This window comes from Flavihumibacter profundi (genome assembly GCF_020076305.1).
Lineage (GTDB): Bacteria > Bacteroidota > Bacteroidia > Chitinophagales > Chitinophagaceae > Flavihumibacter > Flavihumibacter profundi.
Genome location: NZ_JAIQXE010000001.1, coordinates 1,563,427 through 1,588,463 on the forward strand (window position 1 = coordinate 1,563,427; position 25,037 = coordinate 1,588,463).

Consider the following 25,037-nt stretch of genomic DNA (forward strand, 5'->3'; position numbering starts at 1 on the left):
TTCTGGCTTTATTTTTCGGTGGACCTGGTAAAAAAGTAATACCCCAAAAAACTGGCAGAAAGGCAAAATGCCATAATCGCCAACGAGTGTATACCCAAAGGCTGTGTATAATAAATGATGGTGAGTGCCGCACCAATTCCGGCTAAAATTGAAAACCATTTGATATTTACATTACCATCTTCTTTTGGACTTGACTGCAAAATGGAGGAGGCAATATTCTCAGGGATACCTTTATCGACAATCTTATTCCTGATGCGATGATCCATGATCCTTTTCATAATGGCAATAATAAACACCATAAATAACCCCACTATGAAAATCATTGCACATATCCTGAATATTTCCATTGCCCTATAATCGTAATCACTCTGGGCGCTAGCTAAAAAGGGCAATGTAATTGCGGCTGAAATACTGAGTACTTTTTTCATATCAATTGCTGTTAATGTCATTTATTTATTTGACCCGCTTATGGTGTAAATGTTGCAATGATTCAATAGAAATTTAATGCTTTCATTTTCTTTTGATAAGCCTTATACATATCAAACCCCAGGAATACCAGTAAAGCCAGTACCGGTATCAAAATCAGCAGGAAAATAAGCGGGGTCAGGCTACTGCGCAATGCTTTCAAATCAGTCCGCAGGAAATACCCACCAATCACAAACACCAGCAGCACAAAACCTGCAAGCCACCATTCAAAATAGGTATCCCATAAATTCTTATTGGCCGGTAATTTCTCCATGACTAATGCTGCAAGGTCAAAATCGAAAGCTGCTTGCTCCTGCCCTTCAATGCCGGCAAATAATCTTTTGTATTGCGTTGCTTTTACCCTGCAATGCCCGCAAACCTGCATATGGTCCAGGTTTACCTTTGTACATTGGCTGGCATCCAAAACATATTCCTGGATTTCTATATCAGTAAGATGGTTGTCAATCATAGCTGTTCCATTTTATACATGGGCATTAAACGATTCCTTAAGGTTTTCCTGGCACGGAATAAATAGCTTTTCACAGTCCCTTCAGGCAATTGGGTTATTTCCGCTATTTCGGAATAACTTAAATCCTCATTATGGTATAATGTAACCAGGGTTTTGAAAAGGGGCGACAGCCTGTCAATTTCCAGTTTTAAAATCCCGGCCAGTTCTTTCTTTGATAAAATATTTTCTGCTTCATTAGCGAGGCTGCCATTTTCAGCAGAATAAAGGCTTTCCAGGGAAATATTCCCGGCATCTTCACTATCACTGGAATTTTCAACCAGGACCAACTTTTTTTTCCTTAGGTAATTAACGGCAGAATTGTAAGCAATCTGTCCGACCCATGTAGAAAGTTTTGACTGGAACCTGAACCCTTTCAGGCTTTGGAAGACCTTCAGGTAAACATCCTGGGCAATGTCTTTCCGGTCTTCCTTATTATCGACCATTTTAAAAATAATCTGCGCCACCAACCCTTCCGTACGCTGTATAATAACCTGGAAGGCATTTGTGTCGCCATGCAATACCCTTTCAACCAGCGGTTGATCCTCCAGCTTTTTATTAAACTTTAAGTCCATTTGAAGGAATAGACCCTTACCTGAGGTATTTGTTGCATAAAAGAAACTTTTTTTTGTTTACTGCCCTTCAGTCTTCTTATAAATTTCCTTCCCCCATTTAACCTTATCCCAAATTCTCTCATGAAAGAAATAACCGAGCGTTGTGTAAACATTACTTACGATCATAAACCCAAATGCAACCTTAACCTGGCCTGTAAAAAGGTATATTGAAACAAAATCCAGGATTAATATGACAACCCTGTAACTAACTGTTTTTACAATTGACCGGGAAAGTGTCTCTTCTGAATGATGTATGCCAGGGTGGAGTTTTTCAATCATAGCTTTATCGTCATTTAGATGGAATAACTAATAAAGGCTTCTTCGAATGCCTTATCACTTTTTCCGCAACACTTCCGAGAAGCAAATGCGTTAGTCCAGTCCTGCCATGCGTACCTAAAACAATTAAGTCTGCCCCCCATTCATCTGCAACGCTTAAAATAGCCTCAAATGGGTTTCCACTTTCAACAAAAGTCACAACTTTTACATCCTTGAATAATTTACCAACCAGTAATTGTTGGTTTTTCCTGAAGTCACCTTCCATAATTTTCTCGAATTCTCCCGCAGTAATGCTGCCCTCGGTTATTAACCCTCTTGTATCAACCACGCTGATTAAGGCAATTTCCGCATTTAATTGCTGTCCGATTTTCAACCCTTCTAAAGCAATCTTTTCAGAAAATTGCCCATCGTCAATAGCTATTAATATTTTTTTCATGACTGTCATTTTATTGTGAAGTATGAAATTCTGTTTCAACACTTACACCTTTAGTCAATGTTTGGTAAACCACACAATACCTTTCCGTAAGTTTTTTTAAACTTTCAATTTGCTCAGCAGTTGCATTAGTTTCTAAGTCAAATGCCAATCGGATCGATGTAAAGCCAACGGGAACTTCCTTTGAAACCCCCAGAGTACCCCTGAAGTCCAGGTCCCCTTCGGCCCTTACGACTCCGTTTTTTAAATCAATGCCAATGGCAGTTGCCACAGCCTGCAAGGTAACTCCTGCGCAGGCTACTAAAGCTTCCAGCAGCAGATCGCCGGAACAAACCAGCAGGCCGGTCCCGCCTGTTGCAGGATGCAGGCCGGCTTCAACCATTGCATGGCCGGTTTCAATTTTACAGGAGATGCCTTCACCAATGTTACCATGGGCTTTTAATGTAATAATGGCTGATGCCGGTTCCAAGCGATACTTTTCTTTAAGCGGCGCCTGCAGGTTTTTTAAAGCTATGGAATCCATGGTTGAATATTTTTTTGTTACTTAATCAACACTCTTAAACGCTACCAAAAGAATATTATTCATTGCACTGGAAACGGTGATGCTGACTTACACTAATCCCAATGCAAGCTACATAGCGAATGGTACCGCATAACGCAATTTCCATTTCGGGAGAAAAAACTATTTAAATTATTGTCCACCAAACTTTTCGGCAGCACAAATGTTGTTTCACAAAGGCCGAATTCATAGGTGATCTTCAGCATTTTCCGTTCAATCATTCACTGCGTTTTCATATTTTTTTTGCTTTTATTCAGGTTGCGAAAACACAACAGGCTGCCTTACCCAATACGCCACTTTTCTATTATGTTGCTTTGCTGGTATCCATTTCGGTGATTTGCGTATAACATTTTCCGCTATCTTGTCAAAAGCCTGATGAAATGGTGTGCTGGCATATACATTTTCTACCTTACCTTCCTCATTAATCGAAAAAGTTACCGCCACTACTGCTTTATCTCCATTCGTAAATTTGTACTGGTCCGGAAAATACAGCTTATCTGACAGATAATTTTGCCAGGCTGAAATCCCTCCCGGGAAAGATGCATTCGCATCTCTGCTGGTGGTATCACTTATTTGTTTACCATTTTCATCAAAGTAAGTTTTATCCATCAATTTACCTTCATTATACACTTCAACAGAACTTACCTCCCCGTTCTTATGGTAATACTTCCATTTCCCATTTGGTTGCTCGCCGTCGGATAAATACCCGGCTGAAGATGGATTTCCGTTATCAAACCAGGTTACCTGGACGCCACTCCCCTTCTCATTTAAAACAGTTGAATCTTTCAGGAAACCATTTGGGTGCCATGACAAACTTGTTCCTAAAACTTTTCCCTGCTTGTACAATGCTGAATCGCTCATCATGCCATTTACATGATAACTCAACCACAATCCATCCTTTTTGCCATGAACATATCCTCCCCTGGACAATAACATTTCATTTGCATGGAAATAATAAAAATATCCGTTTGGTATTTTACAATCTATATCATCATATTTACCTTTCATCTGCAATGTTTTATTCGCGATGAAATAATCATACCTGGTATATCCCGAATCAGTTTTTGTAATGACGGAAAAAAACCGGGCATAATTTGATTCACATTCCTTCCAGGTATAGTCGTAATATTTAGTTATACTTTGACCCTTCGCCTGAAAAATGAATAGTAACAGAAAAAAAGTAATTGTCAGCTTCATTATGAAATTTATTGATTTTTTTTAAATTGAGCAGTAGCAGTAAAGAGAAGTATAGATGGTTGCCAATGGCTACAAACGCAACCGATAAGCTGCGCTGAGTTTGATAAATGGTCCATCCCCCCATTTGAAGTTGGTGAGATATTCACCCTTGTTTATACCGGTCCGGATTTTCCGGTAAACACCGTAGCCGGGTTCCAGTGTCAGGCAAATGTTTTTGGCCGGATAATAATCCATGTATAAAGATATCTGGTTATCATCCAGCCTTATGTATTGCCCATTGGAGAACCGGTAGCTATTGGTAAGCGCCCTGAAAGTAACGCCGCCATAAAATTTTTTATTCCACTTATGTTCGTAGGTGAGCCGACCGGGCAATAAGCCAAAGAGATTATTCCGCGCATCTATGCGCCAGTCAGTGCCTAGCAGCGGCCAAACGAACAATCCAAAAAACTCGGCATTGGCATACACACCCAAACGGAACTTCTGGTTAGGTTTCCGGGCATAGGTGGCAAATGTAATTGCGCCATATTGAAAGGTGTTTCCATCAAACAGCTTTTCACCGTTCCAGCGCACAATGGGTAACACCGTAATGGCCCATTTGGATTCGTGAAACGGCAGGATCAAACCAATTGGCAATGCAAGGCTTTGTACGGCAGGGTAAATCTCCTTTTTGTCGGCTGAGTCTATTCGCCATTGTTCGTAATACGGACTTAGGAGCAGGTAGGTACTCCCTTTAAGTTTGATGGGAAGATCTGAGCCGGCCCAGAAATGGACAAATGGCGTAGCTGCAGTATTGTTGCTCCGGAAAGCATAGGTATAACGCACCTGGAAGGGATCAATTAAAGGCTGGGACCATACCTCTTCCGCCTGGAATATAACGCAACACACAAACAACAAACTTAGCAAAGTATTATTTCCCTTCTTTTTCCTCTTTGCCCATGCAGCAAGTAACCTGTTAAGCATTCCCAACCAGGCCGGACTTTTGGTTATCGCATTCCCACTTTTTTCTTTTGCATCCAACTCTTTTGTTCCATCCCCCTTGTACATATCTTCCATGATCTTTTTCACTGATTTTTCTACCATTCCCCGGAATGGAATTCTTGCCATCAGCCCATAAATGGCTGCATTGCCCTTGGCTGTGGCCCCGGGGTGTTCAGTGGCAAATGCTAATGCTGCCTTCAGGTCGCTGAGGTATTGATCAATCACATCCACATTGGTAGGAAGCACAGTGAGATGTATACAGTTTGGAAACTGCTGGCGGTCAATCATCCATCCCTTTGCTTCCAGTTGGTCAGCTATGACAAAAATATCCGGATCGTTATTTCTTGTCGTATAGGATATAATATTCATACAGGGATTGCCCACAATGTTGATGCCGGGCATGGCTGCAAGACCAGCGCGTAACTTTTGTGCACCCTCCATCATTTTTTTTGCAATTGACAGGTATCCTGTTTCACCCAGGTGTTTCATACCAGCCCATGCCGCGGCTATTGGTCCCCCGGCACGGGTACCGAGTAAGGTTGGCGATATATATATCCCACCCGGAAAATCTGTGGTTACGACAAACTGGTGGCGCAGGTAATCCATGTTTTTATACAACAGTACAGAAGCGCCTTTTGCCCCATAGCCAAATTTGTGTACATCTGCAGAAACAGAACAAACCCCACTAACCCTGAAATCCCAGGGCGGCACTGCATGGCCCAGTTTTTCAACCCAGGGCAACATAAAACCACCAACACAGGCATCAACATGAACGGGCAGATGATGACGTTTGCCTATTCCGGCAACGGTTTCAACCGGATCCAATACCCCATTGGGATAACTCGGGGCAGATACTGCAATAAGGATAGTATTCTCATTGATGAGCTGTTCCATTGCGCCAGGTATGGCACTCCTGTTTTCATCAACCGGGGCTTTTCGAATGTGCAAACCAAACAGGATAGCTGCTTTGTCAAAAGCCGGGTGTATTGTAACCGGCGCAACTACTTCAGGCCTGGTTATATGGGGGTGAAGTTCCCTTGCCCGCTGCCTGTGACAGAACATGGCCAGCAGTATACTTTCGGTGCCACCGGTTGTCATTACACCAACAGTATTTTCATCCCCATGCAGCATTCGGGCGGTCATATGTACTACTTCCTGTTCCATCCTGTGCAGGCTTTTAAATGCCAGCGGGTTTAAGTAGTTCGCGCTGAACAACTCACTGCTTGCTGCTTTCAACAGGTTGTCGTGTTCTTCATTGGCATAATAAACGAGGCTCCACACCCTTCCTTCTTTCCAGGCAACGTCCTCCTGCTTCATCATCCTTATTTGCTGGAGGATGTTATCCGGACTTTCACCCTCGGATGGAATGGATACAGGTTGAATGTTTTCGCTCATGATGTTAAGGTTTGAGGAACTGACTTCATCTTCTGTACAATAATCAGTAATACCAGCCCGATGGTAAACCAAACACCCAGCGCTATTATTGAATTACGCATGCTGCCAGTCAGGTTATCCAGGTAACCCCACATGATTAATCCGCACATCATCGCCGTTTTTTCGCATACATCAAAAAAACTGAAATAACCCGCATTGTTCCCGGTTTGGGGAATCATTTTCGCATAGGTTGACCTTGACAGGGATTGAATTCCGCCCATCACCATCCCGATAAAGAATGCAGCGATATAAAAATGCAGAGGGGTAATAATGAAATAACTGCCGGCACAAATCAATATCCAGGTAATTACAGCGATCATCAGGGCTTTAAGATTGCTTGTTTTTTTGGAGATCCAGGCAAACAGGAAGGCCCCGCCGATTCCCAGGTATTCCAGCAGCAAAACGGTGATGATGAGTTGTGTTGTATTTAGGTGCACAACTTTATTGCCAAATGACGATGCCATGAACATAACGGTTTGCACACCCATGATATAAAAGAAAAAACTGAACAAAAATGTCCGGAGCTTGTGCTGCGACTTTAACTGGTTCCATACTTTTTTCAATTCCATATACCCGTTGAAGATGCTTTTCCCCTTTGGTTTTGCAGTATATAGCCCAATAGGCAAAACATGCAGGGGAATCTGTGCAAAACCCATCCACCATACTCCGGTGAGTAAAAATGATAACCGTGGAAATAAGGTATCATCCGAAACCCCTAGGGCTTTTTGATTCAGGATAAATACCAGGTTCAAAATTAACAGGGTGGTTGCTCCAATATACCCGAAGGCATAACCCCGGGCACTTACTTTATCCTGCCTGTCTTCCGTAGCTATTGCCGGCAAATACGAGTTATAAAACACAATGCTTCCGGAGTAACCCACGGTGGCCAGCAACATTCCTGCCAGGGCAAGATGGACGAGATGATATTCGTTAAAGAAGAATAGCATCATGCAGCCGATAGACCCCAGGTAACAGAAGAATTTCATGAAGGAACGATGATTGCTGTTATAATCTGAAACGCAACAGAGTAAAGGGGAAATCAGGGCCACAATACCAAATGCAATACCCAGGTTGATAGAATAAGCTGCCGTGTTTTCGATGCTGATCCCTAAAATCGAAATCTTCGTACTGCCGTTAACTTTTGTTATTGTATTATAGTAAGCCGGAAAAATGGCGGAAGCGATTACCAATGCATATGCTGAGTTGGCCCAATCATACATTGCCCAGGCATTGATTGTTTTCTTGTCGTTCTTGATTATAGAACCTGGTAATGAAGGAGCAGGTTTTAAGAACATTTTTTAACCCGGATTTATATATCCGAAACATTAAGATACACCGGCCATTTAATCAAAACCATGATATTAATCAGGTGTGGTGATGACTATTTTCGGTTTCTCCCGGCAATAATGGTATTAATAAAGGCAAGCTGAATGCAATCGGTGGCCTATGCAAAGGCGTTTTGGAATTTTCAGATGCCAGGTCAGAATTATTATCTTTATAATCTTTAATAATGCGTAGAAAATCATTCCCATTGTCAAAGGTCTATGGTTTGCTTGAACCCGGACCGGTTGTCCTGCTCACAACGGCGCGGCAGGGGGAGAACAACGTCATGACTATGTCCTGGCTTACCATGATGGAATTTGAGCCTCCGCTGATAGGCTGCGTTGTTAGCAACCAGGATTATTCATTCGATATACTGAAAGCAACAAGGGAATGTGTAATTGCCATTCCCACCGCGGAGATTGCGGCGAAAGTGGTCCAGGTAGGCAACACTTCGGGCAGGGATATTGATAAATTTAAATCCTTTGACTTAACTGCAGAACCGGCATCTGTTGTCAAAGCGCCACTCATAAAAGAATGCTATGCTAATTTTGAATGTAAGGTCATAGATACGACCATGGTAAACAAATACAATTTTTTTGTGCTGGAAGTGGTAAAGGCCTGGATTAACCCAGCGGTAAAAGAGCCAAAGACTATTCACCATATGGGTAAAGGCGTTTTTATGGTTGCAGGAGAAAAGATCAAACTTCCTTCAAAAATGAAATAGTTTATTGCTTTTCGATTTTGCTTATTTTGATGTAATTACCAAAACAAGTTGTGGTTAAAACTTCCCAGTCCATTTTTACGGCAACAGGAAATGCCGGATTTGTACCTAAACTGAAATTTGAAGGGAACTCACCAGCCAGGAAAAATGAGTTTCCGTTGGGATTTGGGACATTGTCAATGGTTACCTGATACCCGCCGCAACAAGGACAATCCCTCAGGTCATACCCAATAATCTGTGCGGTATTCTTGTACTGATAAGGCTTTTCCTTTTTGCAGGAAGTGATCGCCGAAATAGCCAGGATCAATATCAAAATTGGAGCCTTTATCCCATATCTGTTCATACGCCAATTTACAGCATGACAGCCATAAATATTCAAACGTTGCAATGAAGCATAACTGATTATTTCCGCACATAGGTCATTTCTATACCACCATCCAGAGGAAAATACCCGGAAACAATAACTAATTTACTATTTGTAACCTGGTAAAATATTTTATCGCTGGTGGTGTCCCCTTCTAATATTATACGATTGGTAAATTGCCCGGAAGGAAATCCTAAACCAGTGCTATTATTTACGGATGTGTCGGCAACTATCCTATAATAACCATTTGCATGGTGGTTTCCCCGGACAAAAATTGACCAGGCAGTGTCGGTAGTTGACCAGGTTGAGTCGGTAAATTTCAAAATTGAGCCATTACCTGAAGGATAGTTTACCATCCCTATTTGTGCAAATATTTGCCTTAACTCCCAGTCCCCAATAATTGAGGAGGAATTATCAATATTTTTGGCGGAATCCTTTTTGCAACCTTCCAAAAGGACAATTGTAACACCGAAACAAACTAAAGTTATTAAGTATTTCAAAACAGGACTTTCATTAGCTGACATTCAATTAATACAAAACGTTGCATCGTTTATAATGGATTTACACAAGGATACTTTATTTTCTTAAATGCTTCTGCACTAAAACCTTTATTCAAAAAAGCATTCCGGATGTTAATATAATGCTCTTTGTCATTTTGCATCCTATGTCCATCTTTAAAGAATAAAATCCTTGAGTTACGATATTGCTTTTGTATCTCCCTATTTATATCATCAGAAAAAACAACATCTTCGGTTCCTTTTAAAAGCAAAACTTCACCCTGGAAATTGTTCCTGTTAATATTGAATTCTTTAGCAGGGATTCTATTGCTTTTATAATAAGTCAACAAATCCGAAACTGCCACAGATGAAATTTCATAAAGCAAATTGGTTTCTTTTTGACTATCATAACTCATTAAATCATAACCAACCAACTCAAACCACCTTACCCTCGCTGCTATTTCACCGGGCGGTTTAATAATATAGTCCATGATAGAAATATTAGTTCCTGGCTTAAACTTATACTTCAATAAACTCCCGCCATTCCGCAATTGCTCCACAATCCTCATTTGTTCATCTTTAGGTGATTTTTCAGTCCTGCCTGTTTGGTATAAGATATTGCAAATAGCCTTTTTGTCAGAAGGCCTGTCTTTTAGTACACTATCCAAAACTGCCGCTGCTTTTGGGTTGAAATCTTTAAAATCAGGCGAGTATTTTGTGCCCGACTTCCTTGCTAAATCAGGTGCCCCTGTAGATTCCAAAATTACACGCTTAACATTTTCGCCATACCTTGATATATACTGCTGCGCTAAAACCCCAGCCCCAGACGCCCCGAAAACATTAATTTTATCACATTTTGAAAGGCAACCTTTTTTTATCAAATCCAACCGTACCTGTTCAATGTCTTCCACCTGCTGATCGGAATTGAACAGGTTTGTTGCCATTTTATAATCCACCTTTCCATTATTATAAACTTCCGGAAATAGTGTAGGCGAATGCCCCCTTACGCCAATCAATACATATGAACACCCTCTTAATACGTTTTCAAAAAAACCAAAATCAGTCTTTGTTCCTACCAGTTCCATCTGACCGTCGGTAAGCAAAAATGTAATGTTTTTACTCTTATAAAACCCTGGGCTTAAGAGGTAAAATCCCCTGAATTGACCTTTTAAAGAGTCGTTATAATCAATCGGGAAGTTCATATAATGATGAAAGCTGTCTTCCTGCATATCAGTATAGCTTTCATTTAACCCCAACCTTGTTTTGGGGATTTCGTAAAAACTCTGGTGTTCATAATATAAAATACCTGCAATTACAGGCAGCACTATAGCGGCCAATATTATTAACCCTTTCTTTCTTGAGAATCTTCCCATTTACCTGGCAAATTTTGCAACCAATCCTTCAGGCTCGTCTGGTGTCAGAATTATTTTCTTATTGTCCATCGTCTGCACCAAAACATAATTGTTCCTGCGCGTAGCATACCAGGTCATACTTCCAAGTTTTCTGCTTGCAAATTTCCCGAAATAACCAAATAGCCCACCAACCCCGAAAGTCCGGATTGCCATACCAATTTGTTCCTTTTCAAGCAACTCAACGCTCCTGATTTGGCTACAGTCAATTTTCACGTCTGAAATTAACCTGTGAATGATCAATTTGTCTGGCGTAAAAACGTAATGAATTGGCCTGAACGCATATGCAATAAAATAAACCAGGACTAACCCAACTGTTGTATAAATTGGAATTGCCCGTCCTGCATCTTTAATTATTGAATATTGTCCAATAATAATAAATGCGAACAATACTGTAACACCTATTGTTATTCCTTTTGCCAGGTTGTCTAATGAAGCTTTATAAATCATCTATAAATTATTCACGCGTTTATTGCCAGTTGGACTTCTTCCTGTCCATCTCGTCCTTGATGCGTTTATTGACATCAATTTTTGCACCTCTCAAAACATAAATTGAGATCTCCTGCTCCCTTGCAAATTGATTAATTCTTTTTCCGGCCAGGTAAACACTGTCAAAAAAAGGTTTTTCCACTTTCCTGTCTTTGTCTTCATCGTCAGCTTCCTTAATCAATACCACATCTTTTATTTTCCTGTCAAACCTGATCCAGTTAATATAGTCTGCATCAAATGAACAGGCTACAATTTTCTTATTCGTTTTATAGTAATTTATCGCACCTGCCTCTCCATAGTTGTCACAAAGAACCAGTGTTTCGTCAAGGTTTGGCAATTTTGAACAAATTGAATCTACTTTTCCAGCCAATTCTTTCCAGCCAAACATATCTGCAAAATCCTGCGGTAGCTGATGGTCTTTCCCATCCTCCCACCTAAGTAGTCCCAGCTCCTTGTATCGTGTTGCATTTGTCAGAATATATTGAGGACTTTTATCAGGGAAAAAAACCATTGACATGGGAATAAAAAATAAGACAGGTACTGCAACTGCAACTGGCCGTAAATATTTTCTCCAGCCATCTTTTAATATATCGCCGAGGAAAACCGAACCAAACGAAATGTAAATAGGATAAAGCCCGATGGCATAATAATCTTTAGCCTTGAAATAGATAAAAACCGTAAGCGTAAAAATAATTACCGCAAAGAATGGTTTATATTTTTCAAATGGCTTATAGAATAACAGTGCATATAAGGCTGATATAATTACGAATAAAGAGCCTATAAAGAAAAATAGTTGGGATTTCAAAAATCCTACCCTGTCTACATTTACCAACTGCGTATCAGCCAATTCCCTTAGGTGATGAACTACGGGGAAATGATTTTCGTATTGCCAATAGAGGTTTGGCATTACCAGCAATAGGCCGAACAAGGATGCCAGGTAAAATTCCTTCAGGACAAATACCCTACGATGTTCAGTTAATAAAATAGCTGGCAGTAGCCCTATTAGACAAAAGACAATATTATATTTATTCATGAATCCTATGGCAAACACGACTGCACCGATAAAAATCCATTTTTGATTTTCCGTCCTGATATACTTAATAATAATAAAATAAAATACTGTCCAGCTTAAAACGTCGAATGAGTTAGGCTGGAATAATGTATTTAGTCTTAAAAGGGCTGAAAACAAGACGCAGGTAGCCCCCAATATTAATGCAAACAAATTCCCATTTAATTCTTCAATCGTCTTCCAGATCACAACAATTACCAGGGCACCAAACAATGCAGGAAAAAACTTAACCCAAAAGACGGAATTGCCGAGAAAATATATGATACTGGATATCCAGGAAGTAACTGGCGGCACGGATAAATATCCCCAGGCTAAATAATGGGCCTGGTCAAGGTGCAGGTATTCATCCCGCTGCAAGTCGTAATGAGGGCTTATTAATGAATATTGAAGCATGAATTTCAGGACAATAAACCCGGCTAATATTAAAGTCTTCTTTGTCATGACAGGTTGTTATTACCCCAGAATTCTAGAAATCAGTTCCGAGTGCAGGCTTATTTTCATAAATGCAGCCAAACCCAAAATTATACCGGTTAAACTTACACCACTTGCAAAATAGAGGAGCCATTTTTTTTGGGTAAGGGAGGTAATTCCATACATGGCAATTGAAATCGTTAATAATGCTTCTGTCATATCAAACTGGTCATCAAAAAGATTAATGTCTTCATATTCCTTTTGAAAACCTTCTGCCTGGGCTTTTATCTCCGCCTTCTCTTTTTCATATCGGCTAATCTGCTCCTGGTACTTATTTATTACAGTCTCATTACCTGCAGCGTTTTGTTGTCTTAGCAATTCAACCGTGTTTTCTGCAATAGACTGTTTAGTGCTTTTTGCCTGGAAATACGACCAGGCATCAATACTGTGGGCCTGGGCCTGGGACATTGCCTGTACAATGTTGCCATCCTTCACATTGCAAAGGGCCATGAATGTTGCTGTTATGGCTACGAACAGGGCAACCCTCGAATTGATTTTATTTTTTTCCGCCTGTTCAATTGGCTCCTGGATTGTATCAACGATTTCGGTCATAGAGGTATAATTAGTGTTTGAAATATACTATTTTAAAAAATAGTAAGAGCGACCTTTGCATCCTTCAGGACAGGCAACCCTAGAAAACTTTCATTTGTTGTTGTCGACTTAAAATCCTTTCCGTTTATCCTTACATCAGTTATTCGATAGTTTAGCTTTTCAATGGGAAGCGGGTAAAGCAATTCACCCTGTACGTTTGAAGTAAGATTAAAATATAATGTCACTGGTCCCGGATTCACCCAACATCCCAGGTATAAGTAGTTCAACAGGCAATGCTCCACACTATGATAGGACGCCTTGTACTGGTTTGCTTTCTGTGATTGCCTTATATGGCCATCTTCCATCAGGCTAAAATAAGTGTCGCCGTTTTTTTTATCCAGGAAGTATTTATCCCAGAATTCCGCACCTTTTTTGAAACTGGCCGCATAATCCTTTTCCGGATATACCCGGGCCAGGTAAAGGTTAAACATGTTCCCGTATGCCTGTATCCACCAGTATGTGTAGTTTGTATGTTGACTGGGATTCTGCCTGCCAATGCCTGCTGGCCAGATGCCATATCTGGAACTTATGCCATATTGGTGAAGGCGGTCGGCCATGGCTTTTCCGGCCCTTAAGTAATCAACATTTCCATTTAAGAGATAGAGGCGCAGTAATGTCCAGGCTATTTCTATGTTGTGGCCAATATTGATTTCCTCTTCATCCTGCCGTCCGGGAATATATTTCCAATTCTTATCGAATGTTTCAAGCACCCAACCCGATCCCAGATCTATCATCCGTTGAATTATGGTATTTACAATCCTATCAGCTTGCGCCAGGTATTTTGAATCCCTCGTTGCCAAATAAAGGTATAGCAGGTAACCCGAACAAGGAGCCAATTGGGAACTGACAGATTTAGTTTCACTTTTAATTGTCCAGTTTCGTTCTAGCGCATCATAGTAACCGCCTGATTGTTGGTCCCAGGCATTTTCTTCCAGCAGGTTGTTGGACTTATCAATATAATTCTTCACTACTGCATCGTGGGTAATAAAATAATACATCGTGAGTCCGGTAATCACATACACCTGGACAAAAGTTGATTTACCGGCATGCAATGGTTTACCTTCAGCATCCAACGCATCAAACCATCCTCCGTGCTCAATATCCCAGGCATGTGCCAGCAAATAATCTTTTATTTCCCTGGCGATAGAAAGATCTTTTTGATCTCCACTCATCAGGTAAGCAGCAGAATAGCTGAAGAGGTGTCTTGCTATCATGCTTGGAAATTTTATGGTATCATTGACAGGTTTCCAGTTACCATCAAGGTTAGGATAAAAAGCTCCCCTGGATTTGTCGGAGGCATGTTGGGTCCAGAATGAAAGTATATTTTCCAACGCTTCTTTTTTCCAATGTTCTTTTTCGAGGTAACGGTCAGTAGTCTGCCCACTTGTATTGCATACAATGAATACCACAACAGAAAATATTAAAAGCGTTTTTCCTTGTCTCATGTGTTGCTGAACTCTACTTCATTATTATTTAAATACCTGAGTTTAATGCAATACCATTTAACTGACTAAAAAAATAAAACTGAACTTAAACAAAGGTATTGTCATCTAGTAAAGCCCGGGAATAGGAAACCGGTAGCCTATATAATACCTTCCCCCATTAATTTCAAATGCCTGTTTCTCATGCCTGTTATTTATTAGCTTAATCAGTTCGTCCAAATATTTACCGTCAAGAAAAATAGATTTCAAATACCCGTCTTCATTTATCGCCTCAGGGCTGTTTAAATCCGGCCAATCTTTAGGCCATTTAACGGGTATGTCAGGGGAATTTTCATAATCAGAAAGTAAAACCTGGACTTTACCCGGCACCCATTTAACAGCATTGTCATTTTCATAATTCATTATAACAATATGGGCTTTCAAAAATGGTTTTGGAAATTTTTTCCGGTATTCAATTGCTGTAATATACCCGTAAACTGATACCTGGATTAATGTATCAAAATTTACAAACATTGAATAAGTAGGATTATCGGTTGCGCCGACCATATCAGTTTGACCAGCACTCGCAGTTGCATTATAGTTCCTGCTTTTAATAAATAATGTATCCTTTAAATTTAAACCAGTAATAAGCAGTTCCTTTTCTTCAGGATCAACTTGTACCAGGCGATAGACATTATTCTTCCGATACAACACTTTACCTGAGTCATATAAAACGAAAACAGGTCCTTCAGCGCCCATAAACATACTCCAGGGGTCACTAATCTGGTACCAGAATATCGGTTTTCCAAAAGCCGAGTCATTTGCTTGTCCAAATGAAAATTGTCCAAACAGTAATAAGCAAAATATAAATAACCTGGTCATCACTATTCTCAATCTGCCCAATTTTTCAATGTGTTGAAACTGCCTTTTCTTTCAATGCAATATCTTTTGCAATTTTTTGTGCATCTAACGCGATTTCACGGAATTGTCCTGTAGGGGCAATCCAAAAACCACAGAAATACAAACCGTCCTTCCCAAAATATTTTTGTTTATTTATGCTGACCTTTAAATCCTCAAACCTGTTTTTATCTGCGTCTATAATTTCAGCATAGTCCCTGTAATATCCAATACCCGCAACTATTGTGTCAAAATCTTCTCTTTTACCATCAATAAAACAAACTGTCTTGCCCGAGATATAGTCAATATTGCCGTAAATTTTTATATGCCCTTCCCGGATATGCTTTATGGTGCCAATATCCAAAAGCGGAACAGTGCCATCTTTTTGAATTTGCTCCAGAGGTCCATAAGGCAGTTTCTTCAAACCAAGTTTGGTAATGTCACCAGTCAGCAAGCGCATTAAAGGAGCATTGATTGCATCTGCCAGCTTTGGCGGGAAAGGAGTCATCAATAAACTTAATTGCAGGATTGGTATTCCTAATATATCCCTTGGTAATACATTTACCGGGGACCGAACCGCCATAGAGGGGTACGCACCCTGTTCGTATATATCAATGGCAATTTCACAAGCTGAGTTTCCAAATCCCACTACCAGGACTTTTTGCCCTTTAAAATCCCGCCCTGTTTTGTATCCGTAACTATGTAATATTTTGCCGGGAAATGTATCCATCCCTTTAAAATTTATAGCCTTTGGTTTGCCAAAAGGCCCGGTCGCCACAATAACAAATTTTGACCTGAAGTTACCATTAGTGGTTTTTGTAATCCAGTAATCCCCTTCCCTTTTTATTGATTTAGCTTCAGTATTAAATATGGGATTGATATTAAACTCCTGCTGGTAATCGGTTAAATAGTCAACTACCTGTTGCCGGGTTGGATAGTTTGGTATTGCATTGCCAAATTTCTTATACGGCAAATTTGAGAGGTTCTTGTTGGTATGCAAATGAAGCCGGTCATAGTGGTTCCTCCAGGGAGTAGCCACCTGCGATTCTTTTTCAATGATAATATATTCTATTCCTTGTTTTGTAAGCGACGAAGCAGAAGCCAGGCCCGAAACGCTGGCTCCAACAATGAGGGTATTTGTTTCTTTCATGATTATGGCTGAATCGTAGGAAATATTTTTTTATGGCAACCGCTTCTAAATTAGTAAAATGTTTACTATTATTTTTCTTATCCCGAACTAATAACTGTCCATGGATTTAATGGATATATTCTCTGGAAGACAGTGAATCGCAGAAGCATCGTCCGTACCGTCGTTTTGCTAACTTGGAGTATTTACAAGAAAAGAGGATCGAATATGAGATTGTTTATTTTTTGCAACAGGACGATAAATACAATTGATACAACCAAGCCAATTAATAACCTCCCGGCTATTTGTGATTTCGGTTTCTTTTTAATAAACCAAACTGTTGCACCCAAAATAGCTATTGCAAGAAACAGCCAGTCAAAAAAGTGGCCGGAGTAACTTAATCCAAGAGCAGATTGGGCTTCCTGAAATTCAGTTGCATCATGGCCCCTGCCAATTAATATAAAGCGGAATGTGTAAACCGAAGGCATTGCCAATGTACCGGCGAGTATAACCTCTTTATACTTATAAGAACTGTTGAAGAAAAATAACATTGCGTAAACAGCGACCAGGACTGTAGCAGTTAATCCACCAAGGGAAACATACTTTAACAGGCCTGATGGAATTGCTGTTAAGGAATATTCTTTGGCCAGTGTTGGGATTGCTTTATACCCATTAATCCATGCAGGTATACAATGGCCTGTCTCATGAAGAAATGTGACGATGAATATGGTAAAAAAATAGCATCCCCATACCTTAAATTCCGCCTTCCATTCGCCTTTCATACTTCAGCTGAAATATTAAATCAATATTAATTGACATAAAGCCTAATTCCCATAACTCAAACCAAAGCCAAAGCGATAAAGTGGATTTTTTGCATCAAATGGTACATCTTCTAACTGGTTTTGTAACGACTCCCAGGAAGAAGGCAGATCAAATGGTAACTTCCCTGTAAAATTCGCCTTGCCGAATAATAATTCTGCCAACACTTTATCGCTAACCCCAAATTCGGCAATCAACGCTTTACTTTCTTTATCGACCTCAGTCAGAATGGCCGGGCGCTCCAGGTTAATCACAACGATGGAAGGCTTTTTGGATATTAAACCCAAAATGTCCTTTTTTTCAGCATCATTGAAATACAATCGGCCCTGGTGGAAAAAGCGTTCAATTATTGTGTTGTTCCGGGGTTCAAATGGTGTATTAATTCGGGTCAGTACCACATCTGCATCACCCGGATTGTTTACCAGGACTCCATATTTCGCATAAGATTCAGGATTCTTTGCACCATGAACATATATCTTTACACCTTGTTTCAGTGGCAATAGCGCATCCGCATTTTTTAATAAGATGTTTGACTTTTGCATGGCCAGTTCACCTTTTTCCCTGAACTCTTTCCTGCCTGCAATTTTAAGTGCTCCATCTTCATCAACATAAGGGTTGTCAAACAAACCGAGCCTGAATTTATCCAGCATGATGTGTTTAACAGAACCATTAATCCTTTCTTCGGTGACCTTGCCTTCTTTCACTAAATCGATTATGTATTCGGGCGCTGCCTCTCCCCCAAACTGGTCAACTCCCGCTTCAATTGCTTTTTGTGCCCGTTGTTTTGGGGTAAGTTTTTCAACACCCCAGGCCTTAACTTCATTAAACGGGTTCTCTGTTAATACGGCCCAATCTGTGCACACCACACCCTCGAATTTTAGTGAATCCCTCAGTAATGTGGTAACGATTCCCTTATTGAAAGCGTTGGCTACATTTTCCACTGTTTGCCCCATTGGTATTCCATAATTGAGCATTACCTGGGCTGCATTTGCATCAGAAAAAGCTTTTTTGAAGGGAAGCAAATGATAATTCAAATTTCGTCCGGGATAAACCTGTTCTTTACCATAAGAAAAATGTGCAACTTCCCCACCTTTCTGTGCACCACCGCCAGGAAAATGCTTCACCATACAAGCCACACTATTCTTACCCAGACTGTCTCCCTGGAATCCAAGTATATATGCTTTCACCATTGCTGATACCAGCCCGGCATCTTCTCCAAATGTTCCATTTATCCTTCCCCATCGAGGTTCAGTTGCCAGATCTGCCATAGGACTCAAAGCCATTCGGATACCTACCGACATATATTCCTGTCTCGCAATTTCACCAAACTCCCTCACCAGGGCGGTATCCCGGGTTGCCGCCAATCCCAATGTGGTTGGCCATTGCGAAAATGCAGGGGTATACAATGTGGTTCCGGGGTTAAATTCATTGATATGCCGTGGGTCTGATGACAGGGTAATTGGTATTCCCAAACGGGTTCTCTCTGCCATTTTCTGGATGGCATTATTGTATCTCGCCATCAGGTTTGCATCCAGTGAAGCAATAGGATTAAAGTTGTTCATATGCTTCCTGGCTATCAGCTCTGAATTGGATGGCGAAATGAAACTCACTACAAGATCAAGCAATTTTGTTGTAAGTAACGGCTTCTCCAATGGTTCTCCATCAGGTGTAGGTCCAATTACAGTTATAAACATAGCACCTGCCTTTTCTTCTAAACTCATCTGGCTTATTAGATCAATAACCCTGCTTTCAGGGTCCGCTGTTGGATTCTCATAAGTATCCAGCTTGCCGTTCTTATTTAAATCACGGAATTGCACGCCATTTTGAGTCAGGGTTTTTGCCGTTTCCCCCAAAAGGGCCATGTTATTTTTTGAAGTAACTGATGCTTTAATATAGACAATTACATAAGCTAAAACCAACAATAGAATTATAGCTCCAAGGACTATACCTGTCCATTTCAGTATTTTCCTTATCATTTCTTTATCTCTTGAATATGATATTCCTGTATCAATGGTGGATTTTCCGGAGTCAATGTAAAGCTTATTTCTATATTACTGTTTTCGCCTTCCATAATAAATGAACCCCTCAAATTGTTTTCGGGAATGAGTTCCCGTATGTGAATGATTTTACCTGCCCTGCTAAATATTTCGACAGCTTCTTTACGCAATGAATCAGTGAAATAATCCATAAAGAAGTTTTCAGCAAAAACAGGTATGGATTCAGCTTGCTTCCATTCGGGCAATAATTTAATCAATTCATTTTTTCTCTGGTCTAAAATAGCCGATACCGGTATTTTTTTGGGTTGCAGCTTTGCCAGGGAAATAAGTGTATCTAAGACCTGGAGGTTTATTGAACTTGTTGGCGCATAAGTAAGATTGCTGAAAGAAATAATGCCTATTCCATAGTCAGGCATTATTTTCCAATTGCTTCCAAACCCGGGTAATCCACCGGTATGACCAATATATATCCTGTCTTCGCAATCCCTGGTCCATCCCAAACCATAAGCATAAGCGGTAACCAGGGGACAAGGACGACCACCCGGATATTTAAATTGGGGATTAAACCCACTGATGTTCCAGGGAAACTGCATTTCACGAAGCGAGCTTCTTTTAACGGGGCCTTTATCCTCGTCATTTCTTGGTGGCCATGCTGAAAGCTGAAGGATTACATACCTGCTGAAATCTTCTATTGTAGTAATCATACCACCCATTGCTCCATAAGTGCCATCATGTAATAAAGGTTGTTCCACCCACTGCTCATTTAACCATCGGTATCCATGCGCCAGCGTATTTGCGGGGACTTTGCTATATTCCCAATACGTATGAACCATACCCAGGGGCTCTAAAATATTTTTAGTGATATAGGTTTGGTAAGGTTGCCCTGAAACTTTCTTGATGACAAACCCTAACATAGCAAAACCAAGGTTACTATATTCATAACCCAGGCCCGGGTCATTTGAAAATGATATCCCTTTTTTAATCAGGTCTACCAGTTCCTTGTCTGTTGTGGCTAATTGGCGGTCGCCCCAGGGATTGTCTTCGGGGAACCCGGCACCATGGGTAAGTAAATGACGAATGGTTATTGGCGCTGCATCAGTTGTAAGATACCGCTGCCCCTTCATTTCGGGAATGTATAAATAAACAGGATCATCGAGCTTTAGCTTCCCCTCATCCCTGAGTTTCAAAATTGCCATGGCAGTGAAGCTCTTTGTCATAGAAGCAATACGGAAAGCAGATTTACTATCAGCTGCATTTTTTTGGGTAGTGTTTAAATAACCGATATTGCCGGTATGGACCAGTTTCCCATCAACTAACAGTCCATATACAAATCCCGGAAAATGATTTTGCCTGGCATAGTTGCTGAATACTTCATCAATCGCAGGATAAGCGGCTTCAATATTTTTTATCCGGGCATCATATGCCTGTGCAACAACTTCATGGTTAATGCAAATAGTAACCAGGAATACTAAAAGCCAGAATTGCTGTGTTTTCTTTTTCATATCTTTTTAGCCGTTAACTTATTTTTTCCTTCCTACAAATCTGATCACAGACCCCTTCCCAATATGATACTTTCCTTCATTTAAATGTATTTCTTCTTCTTCTAACATTAATACATCATAATTCCCGAAATCAGCAATTATTTCTTCCTTAGAGTACAACATGTTAATATCATCCGGGCCACCGACTTTCGGATTTAACCGCTTAAACTGTATGTGACTCTTACTGAAAGCCTCAAAAATAATTATGCCGCCTGGCTTCAGATAGCCATTTAACTTCTTGTGGAATATTGGCTTCATTTCTCCGGGAAAATGCGCATAAATGAGCCCGATAGCGTCAAATTCCTCCTTTTCAAACTTCAGTTGTTCAAAGTCACCAACAATGTACTCAATGGAAACCCCGTTCTCTTTGGCAAGTTTCAATGCCTTTGTTTGCCCTTCAACACTTAAGTCAAATGACGTTACTTTCCATCCAAGCCGCGCTGCAAATACGCCATTGCGTCCTTCCCCATCGGCTGGCATCAATATAGATCCCGGTTCAAATTTCGAAAGCCATTCCTTAAAAAAAACATTTGGATCTTTGCCGTAAACAAATTCCTGTTCTTTATACCTTTCATCCCATTTCTGATTCATGCAGTGTAGTTTTATTGGCAAGTCGCTATTTCCCGTACTTCCAGGCCCAATCCACGACTTCTTTATATACCATATTTTTTGTCGCCGGGTCTTTCAGGTTCAAATCATGATCGGCACCGGGTATCGTGATTAATTTGTGGATGATATTTTTAGCCGTGAGCTTCTTATCCAAATCCACCGACTGCGAATAAGGAACCGTCCGGTCTCCATTGCCGTGTATGATTAATGTGGGAATATTTTTCACATGGTATATAGGGCTTGATGCTGCAAATTCAGGCCCAAGTGGCTGTCCTGGTGTATATATGGCATTTGTCATTTTGTGGATGGCCTGCAAAAGGCCAATTTTTGCTTCATAGTTCAATACCGCAGTATCAGTCAAATCAGTCGCAGGACACTCAGCAATAATGGCACTTATTTTTTTATTTGTCGTATACCCGTATAATAAGGAAAGATGACCGCCTGCACTGGCTCCGCTGATGATGAATTTATCTTTTCTGGTATTCCATTCACTGGCATGCGCAATGCAATAGTTAACAGCGCTGTCAATATCAGCGAGCATTTGTGGGTAATGTGTTTGCAGGGTATCTACAAAGCGATAGTTAATATTTGCACAGGCAATCCCATGCGCCAGCAAGGAATCCTGCGTAGGCGTGTCAGATTGCTTATCTCCCCATAACCAGGCCCCTCCATGTATAAGTATTACAAAAGGAGTTTGTGCATTCCTGTTGGCGGGCAAATACACATCCATTTTGCTCGATGGGAAGGAACCATAAGCTACATCAGTTAATTTTTTTTCCCCAGCCATTAATCCCGCCTTTTTACTGGAAGTGCAACCTGAAATTAAAGCCAGAAGTGCTATTTCAATCAACAATCGTTTCATATACTACCTGTTTTATTTTCCAATATTAATTAATCCGTGTGATCATCCCCTAAAGCAACCTTCTAGGCGGGTTGTATCTCAAAGGTGATGGGCTTTAAAATAAAATTACCGGACTATGCCATATTCAGACGCTCAGCGACCCCCGGAACCCCCTTGCGGCATAGTAAGAGGGCGCACCGTTGTGATATACGAAGACATTGCCATAACGGAAATCGGCAAATAGTGCCCCTCCGAGTTTTCTAATCTCGGCTGGCGTTTTTATCCAGCTCGATGTTTTCATATCGAATTTTCCAAGTTTCTGCAACTCCCGATACTGCTCTTCCGTTAAAAGCTCGATGCCCATACCAGCAGCCATATCAACAGCATTATTCTCCGGTTTAAATTCCTTCCTTGATTCCAGCCCTTCAAGGTCATAACAAACACTTCTGCGCCCTTTGGGACTTTCTGCTGAACAATCATAAAAAATATATTCGCCTGTCTTTGTGTCCTGACCCACAACATCCGGCTCTCCGCCTGTTCTTTCCATTTCACTGAGCGACCATATTTTTTCAGTATTTGCTTCCAGCTTTGCCTGTATCTTACCCCATTCAAGACCTTTATGCCGGTTCATGTTTTTCTCAAAACGGGCTTTCAATATTCTGAATAGTTCTTCCCGTTGGCCGGGTGACAAATCATTTTTAATGCTCTTTGCCATAACGTGATTATACAATTTAGTTACGAAGTCCTGTTATGCATTAATCATTAGATGAAATATATTGCTCACAGGTTAAGACTTTACTGCAGGCTTACACAATTGTTTTGTTTGCGGCAGTTGGTCCAGGCACTTAATTTAATGATTTTTTAAGCATAACAATAAAAGTAACAGTGTAGCAGCTGAAATTCCATGACCAATTTTGTTTCAGGTAAAATACAATTGCAGCTAACTAAAACTTAACGCGATTATACCGCCAAGTATTAACACACTTGCAATAAGCCTTCTTTTACCATCTTCCTCTTTAAATACTCTTGATCCCATAAATACCCCCAGCAAAATACTTGTTTCTCTTGCCGGAGCGACAACCGTTAAGGGCGCATATTTCAATGCTTCCAAGACCAAAATATAAGCAGCAGGACTTAATAAAGCAATTGCAATGATGATCCATTTATGCTCCTTTATTTCTCGTTTCAATTCATCTTTTTGTGGCAGGACAAATGGTAAAAGCAAAATAGCGCTAAAAAGATTTGTAGCAAGTGTAAGTATTAATGGGGATATGGCATATGCTTTTACAGCAACCGCATCGTTAAAAGTATATAATGCAATGAACAGGCCTGTAACCACTCCGTAAGTAATGCCTGCCATTACTTTCCTGTTGCCTGTCTTTTTAAAACTTAACCCGGTTATAATCAAAACACCTGCAACGATTAATAACAAACCGATTGATGAACTTAGTTTTAATGGCTCATGGAGAAACACAATAGCAGCTGTAAATGAAACCACCGGTGCTGAACCCCGGGCAAGCGGGTATACCACTGAAAGATCGGCGCTTCTGTAACCCTTTTGCAGTACGGTAAAATACCCCAGATGCAGGAAAGCACTGCTTAAAGAAAAACATAACAGTGGCTGTGAACAAATAGCATGACTCTGGTTTGTTTGAAAGAATAAAAAAGGCAGGTACAAAATATTACTGGCAATATACTGAAGCCAGATGAAAGGGGTTTTACCTTTTGTTTGTTTTGCAAGCAGATTCCATGAAGCGTGCAGAACAGCAGCGGTTAGTACCAGAAAAAGAACGAATAAACTCATTTTAGTTTAAACAGGAAATGCGCTGTACAATGAAGTTGTATAAAATTATTTTTTGGGTATTATTGCCATTGCGTCAACTTCAAGTAATACATCATCTCGAAATAGCTTGCTAACCTGAACCAATGTACTGGCAGGCGGATATTTAATATTAATAAAATTGTTTCTAACGTCTCTAAAAGCCTGAAGCTGGGAAATATCAACCATGTATATTCCAATCTTGACTAAGTTGTCCATTGTACCACCTGCATCAACAATGATACTTTTTATATTTAAAAACACCTGTTCTGCCTGCTTTCCTAAGTCACCTTTGCCAACTAAGTTTCCATTACTGTCAAATGGAACCTGTCCGGATATTATTACCATTTTAGAATTACCCAAATCAATGATTGCCGCCTGGGAATATCCTTTAGGGGACCAAACAGACAAAGTGTTTTTAAGCTGTACAATTGGAGCATCGGCCTGCGAGAAAGATTGTAAGGATGCAATAAGTAAAATGGTAACAATTGCGGTTCCTGATATTACCTGTGATTTCATTTTAAGGAATATTAAAGTACATATAGTTTGTTCAACCTGACCGCCAATATTCG

General features: G+C 40.4%; 27 protein-coding genes. 1 reads left to right on the forward strand and 26 read right to left on the reverse strand.

Annotated features, from left to right (window positions below; all coding sequences use genetic code 11):
* Positions 1-8: 8 nt before the first annotated feature.
* The 9 genes from LAQ65_RS06760 to LAQ65_RS06800 all read right to left on the reverse strand — a co-directional run bounded on the left by LAQ65_RS06760 (position 9) and on the right by LAQ65_RS06800 (position 7,756).
* Positions 9-428, reverse strand: a complete 420-nt coding sequence (locus LAQ65_RS06760) for a hypothetical protein (protein WP_224116187.1) — start codon at positions 426-428, stop codon at positions 9-11.
* Positions 429-490: 62 nt separating this feature from the next.
* Positions 491-934, reverse strand: a complete 444-nt coding sequence (locus LAQ65_RS06765; protein ID WP_224116188.1) for a hypothetical protein — start codon at positions 932-934, stop codon at positions 491-493.
* Positions 931-1,545, reverse strand: a complete 615-nt coding sequence (locus LAQ65_RS06770; RefSeq protein ID WP_224116189.1) for a sigma-70 family RNA polymerase sigma factor — start codon at positions 1,543-1,545, stop codon at positions 931-933. The genes LAQ65_RS06765 and LAQ65_RS06770 overlap by 4 nt, the downstream gene beginning before the upstream one ends.
* Before the next feature lie 57 nt (positions 1,546-1,602).
* Complete coding sequence (locus tag LAQ65_RS06775; RefSeq protein ID WP_224116190.1) at positions 1,603-1,863, reverse strand: DUF2061 domain-containing protein; 261 nt, start codon at positions 1,861-1,863, stop codon at positions 1,603-1,605.
* 10 nt (positions 1,864-1,873) lie between these two features.
* A complete protein-coding gene (locus LAQ65_RS06780) occupies positions 1,874-2,296 on the reverse strand; it encodes a universal stress protein (protein ID WP_224116191.1) in 423 nt (140 codons plus the stop codon).
* 10 nt (positions 2,297-2,306) lie between these two features.
* Positions 2,307-2,816, reverse strand: coding sequence for an OsmC family protein (locus tag LAQ65_RS06785; protein ID WP_224116192.1), 510 nt, complete (start codon positions 2,814-2,816; stop codon positions 2,307-2,309).
* A gap of 285 nt (positions 2,817-3,101) precedes the next feature.
* A complete protein-coding gene (locus LAQ65_RS06790) occupies positions 3,102-4,049 on the reverse strand; it encodes an energy transducer TonB (RefSeq protein ID WP_224116193.1) in 948 nt (315 codons plus the stop codon).
* Positions 4,050-4,118: 69 nt separating this feature from the next.
* Complete coding sequence (locus LAQ65_RS06795; protein WP_224116194.1) at positions 4,119-6,422, reverse strand: pyridoxal phosphate-dependent decarboxylase family protein; 2,304 nt, start codon at positions 6,420-6,422, stop codon at positions 4,119-4,121.
* Positions 6,419-7,756 carry an MFS transporter gene (locus LAQ65_RS06800; protein ID WP_224116195.1) on the reverse strand — a complete coding sequence of 446 codons (1,338 nt, stop codon included), beginning with the start codon at positions 7,754-7,756 and terminating at the stop codon, positions 6,419-6,421. Before LAQ65_RS06800 ends, LAQ65_RS06795 begins: the two co-directional genes overlap by 4 nt.
* Positions 7,757-7,971: 215 nt before the next feature.
* Between LAQ65_RS06800 and LAQ65_RS06805 the strand changes: the two genes are divergently transcribed.
* The gene (locus tag LAQ65_RS06805) at positions 7,972-8,508 is read left to right on the forward strand and encodes a flavin reductase family protein (protein ID WP_224116196.1); all 537 of its coding nucleotides are present in this window, start codon (positions 7,972-7,974) and stop codon (positions 8,506-8,508) included.
* A gap of 1 nt (position 8,509) precedes the next feature.
* Here the strand turns inward: LAQ65_RS06805 and LAQ65_RS06810 are convergent, their stop codons facing one another.
* The 17 genes from LAQ65_RS06810 to LAQ65_RS06890 all read right to left on the reverse strand — a co-directional run bounded on the left by LAQ65_RS06810 (position 8,510) and on the right by LAQ65_RS06890 (position 24,984).
* Positions 8,510-8,848 carry a hypothetical protein gene (locus LAQ65_RS06810; RefSeq protein ID WP_224116197.1) on the reverse strand — a complete coding sequence of 113 codons (339 nt, stop codon included), beginning with the start codon at positions 8,846-8,848 and terminating at the stop codon, positions 8,510-8,512.
* 59 nt (positions 8,849-8,907) lie between these two features.
* Positions 8,908-9,369 (reverse strand): hypothetical protein, encoded by a 462-nt coding sequence (locus tag LAQ65_RS06815; RefSeq protein ID WP_224116198.1) that lies wholly within the window; start codon positions 9,367-9,369, stop codon positions 8,908-8,910.
* 50 nt (positions 9,370-9,419) lie between these two features.
* The gene (locus LAQ65_RS06820) at positions 9,420-10,739 is read right to left on the reverse strand and encodes a hypothetical protein (protein ID WP_224116199.1); all 1,320 of its coding nucleotides are present in this window, start codon (positions 10,737-10,739) and stop codon (positions 9,420-9,422) included.
* Entirely contained in the window at positions 10,740-11,225 is a 486-nt protein-coding gene (locus LAQ65_RS06825; protein ID WP_224116200.1) for a PH domain-containing protein, read from the reverse strand.
* 19 nt (positions 11,226-11,244) lie between these two features.
* Positions 11,245-12,774 (reverse strand): glycosyltransferase family 39 protein, encoded by a 1,530-nt coding sequence (locus tag LAQ65_RS06830; RefSeq protein ID WP_224116201.1) that lies wholly within the window; start codon positions 12,772-12,774, stop codon positions 11,245-11,247.
* 12 nt (positions 12,775-12,786) lie between these two features.
* On the reverse strand, positions 12,787-13,356 hold the full coding sequence (locus tag LAQ65_RS06835) for a DUF4337 domain-containing protein (protein ID WP_224116202.1): 570 nt from the start codon (positions 13,354-13,356) through the stop codon (positions 12,787-12,789).
* 32 nt (positions 13,357-13,388) lie between these two features.
* Positions 13,389-14,840 carry an AGE family epimerase/isomerase gene (locus LAQ65_RS06840; RefSeq protein WP_224116203.1) on the reverse strand — a complete coding sequence of 484 codons (1,452 nt, stop codon included), beginning with the start codon at positions 14,838-14,840 and terminating at the stop codon, positions 13,389-13,391.
* Between the two features lie 105 nt (positions 14,841-14,945).
* Positions 14,946-15,710, reverse strand: coding sequence for a hypothetical protein (locus LAQ65_RS06845; RefSeq protein ID WP_224116204.1), 765 nt, complete (start codon positions 15,708-15,710; stop codon positions 14,946-14,948).
* Between the two features lie 13 nt (positions 15,711-15,723).
* A complete protein-coding gene (locus LAQ65_RS06850) occupies positions 15,724-16,863 on the reverse strand; it encodes a flavin-containing monooxygenase (RefSeq protein WP_224116205.1) in 1,140 nt (379 codons plus the stop codon).
* 182 nt (positions 16,864-17,045) lie between these two features.
* Positions 17,046-17,621, reverse strand: coding sequence for a hypothetical protein (locus LAQ65_RS06855; RefSeq protein WP_224116206.1), 576 nt, complete (start codon positions 17,619-17,621; stop codon positions 17,046-17,048).
* A gap of 42 nt (positions 17,622-17,663) precedes the next feature.
* A complete protein-coding gene (locus LAQ65_RS06860) occupies positions 17,664-19,634 on the reverse strand; it encodes a glycoside hydrolase family 3 protein (protein ID WP_224116207.1) in 1,971 nt (656 codons plus the stop codon).
* Positions 19,631-21,157 carry a serine hydrolase domain-containing protein gene (locus LAQ65_RS06865; protein WP_224116208.1) on the reverse strand — a complete coding sequence of 509 codons (1,527 nt, stop codon included), beginning with the start codon at positions 21,155-21,157 and terminating at the stop codon, positions 19,631-19,633. The genes LAQ65_RS06860 and LAQ65_RS06865 overlap by 4 nt, the downstream gene beginning before the upstream one ends.
* Before the next feature lie 18 nt (positions 21,158-21,175).
* On the reverse strand, positions 21,176-21,787 hold the full coding sequence (locus LAQ65_RS06870; RefSeq protein ID WP_224116209.1) for a class I SAM-dependent methyltransferase: 612 nt from the start codon (positions 21,785-21,787) through the stop codon (positions 21,176-21,178).
* A 25-nt stretch (positions 21,788-21,812) separates the two neighbouring features.
* Positions 21,813-22,667: an alpha/beta hydrolase gene (locus LAQ65_RS06875; protein WP_224116210.1), complete on the reverse strand. Its 855-nt coding sequence runs from the start codon at positions 22,665-22,667 to the stop codon at positions 21,813-21,815.
* A gap of 124 nt (positions 22,668-22,791) precedes the next feature.
* The gene (locus tag LAQ65_RS06880) at positions 22,792-23,361 is read right to left on the reverse strand and encodes a DUF4256 domain-containing protein (protein WP_224116211.1); all 570 of its coding nucleotides are present in this window, start codon (positions 23,359-23,361) and stop codon (positions 22,792-22,794) included.
* A gap of 225 nt (positions 23,362-23,586) precedes the next feature.
* Positions 23,587-24,450 (reverse strand): DMT family transporter, encoded by an 864-nt coding sequence (locus tag LAQ65_RS06885; protein WP_224116212.1) that lies wholly within the window; start codon positions 24,448-24,450, stop codon positions 23,587-23,589.
* 45 nt (positions 24,451-24,495) lie between these two features.
* The gene (locus LAQ65_RS06890) at positions 24,496-24,984 is read right to left on the reverse strand and encodes a RidA family protein (RefSeq protein WP_224116213.1); all 489 of its coding nucleotides are present in this window, start codon (positions 24,982-24,984) and stop codon (positions 24,496-24,498) included.
* Positions 24,985-25,037 lie beyond the last annotated feature (53 nt).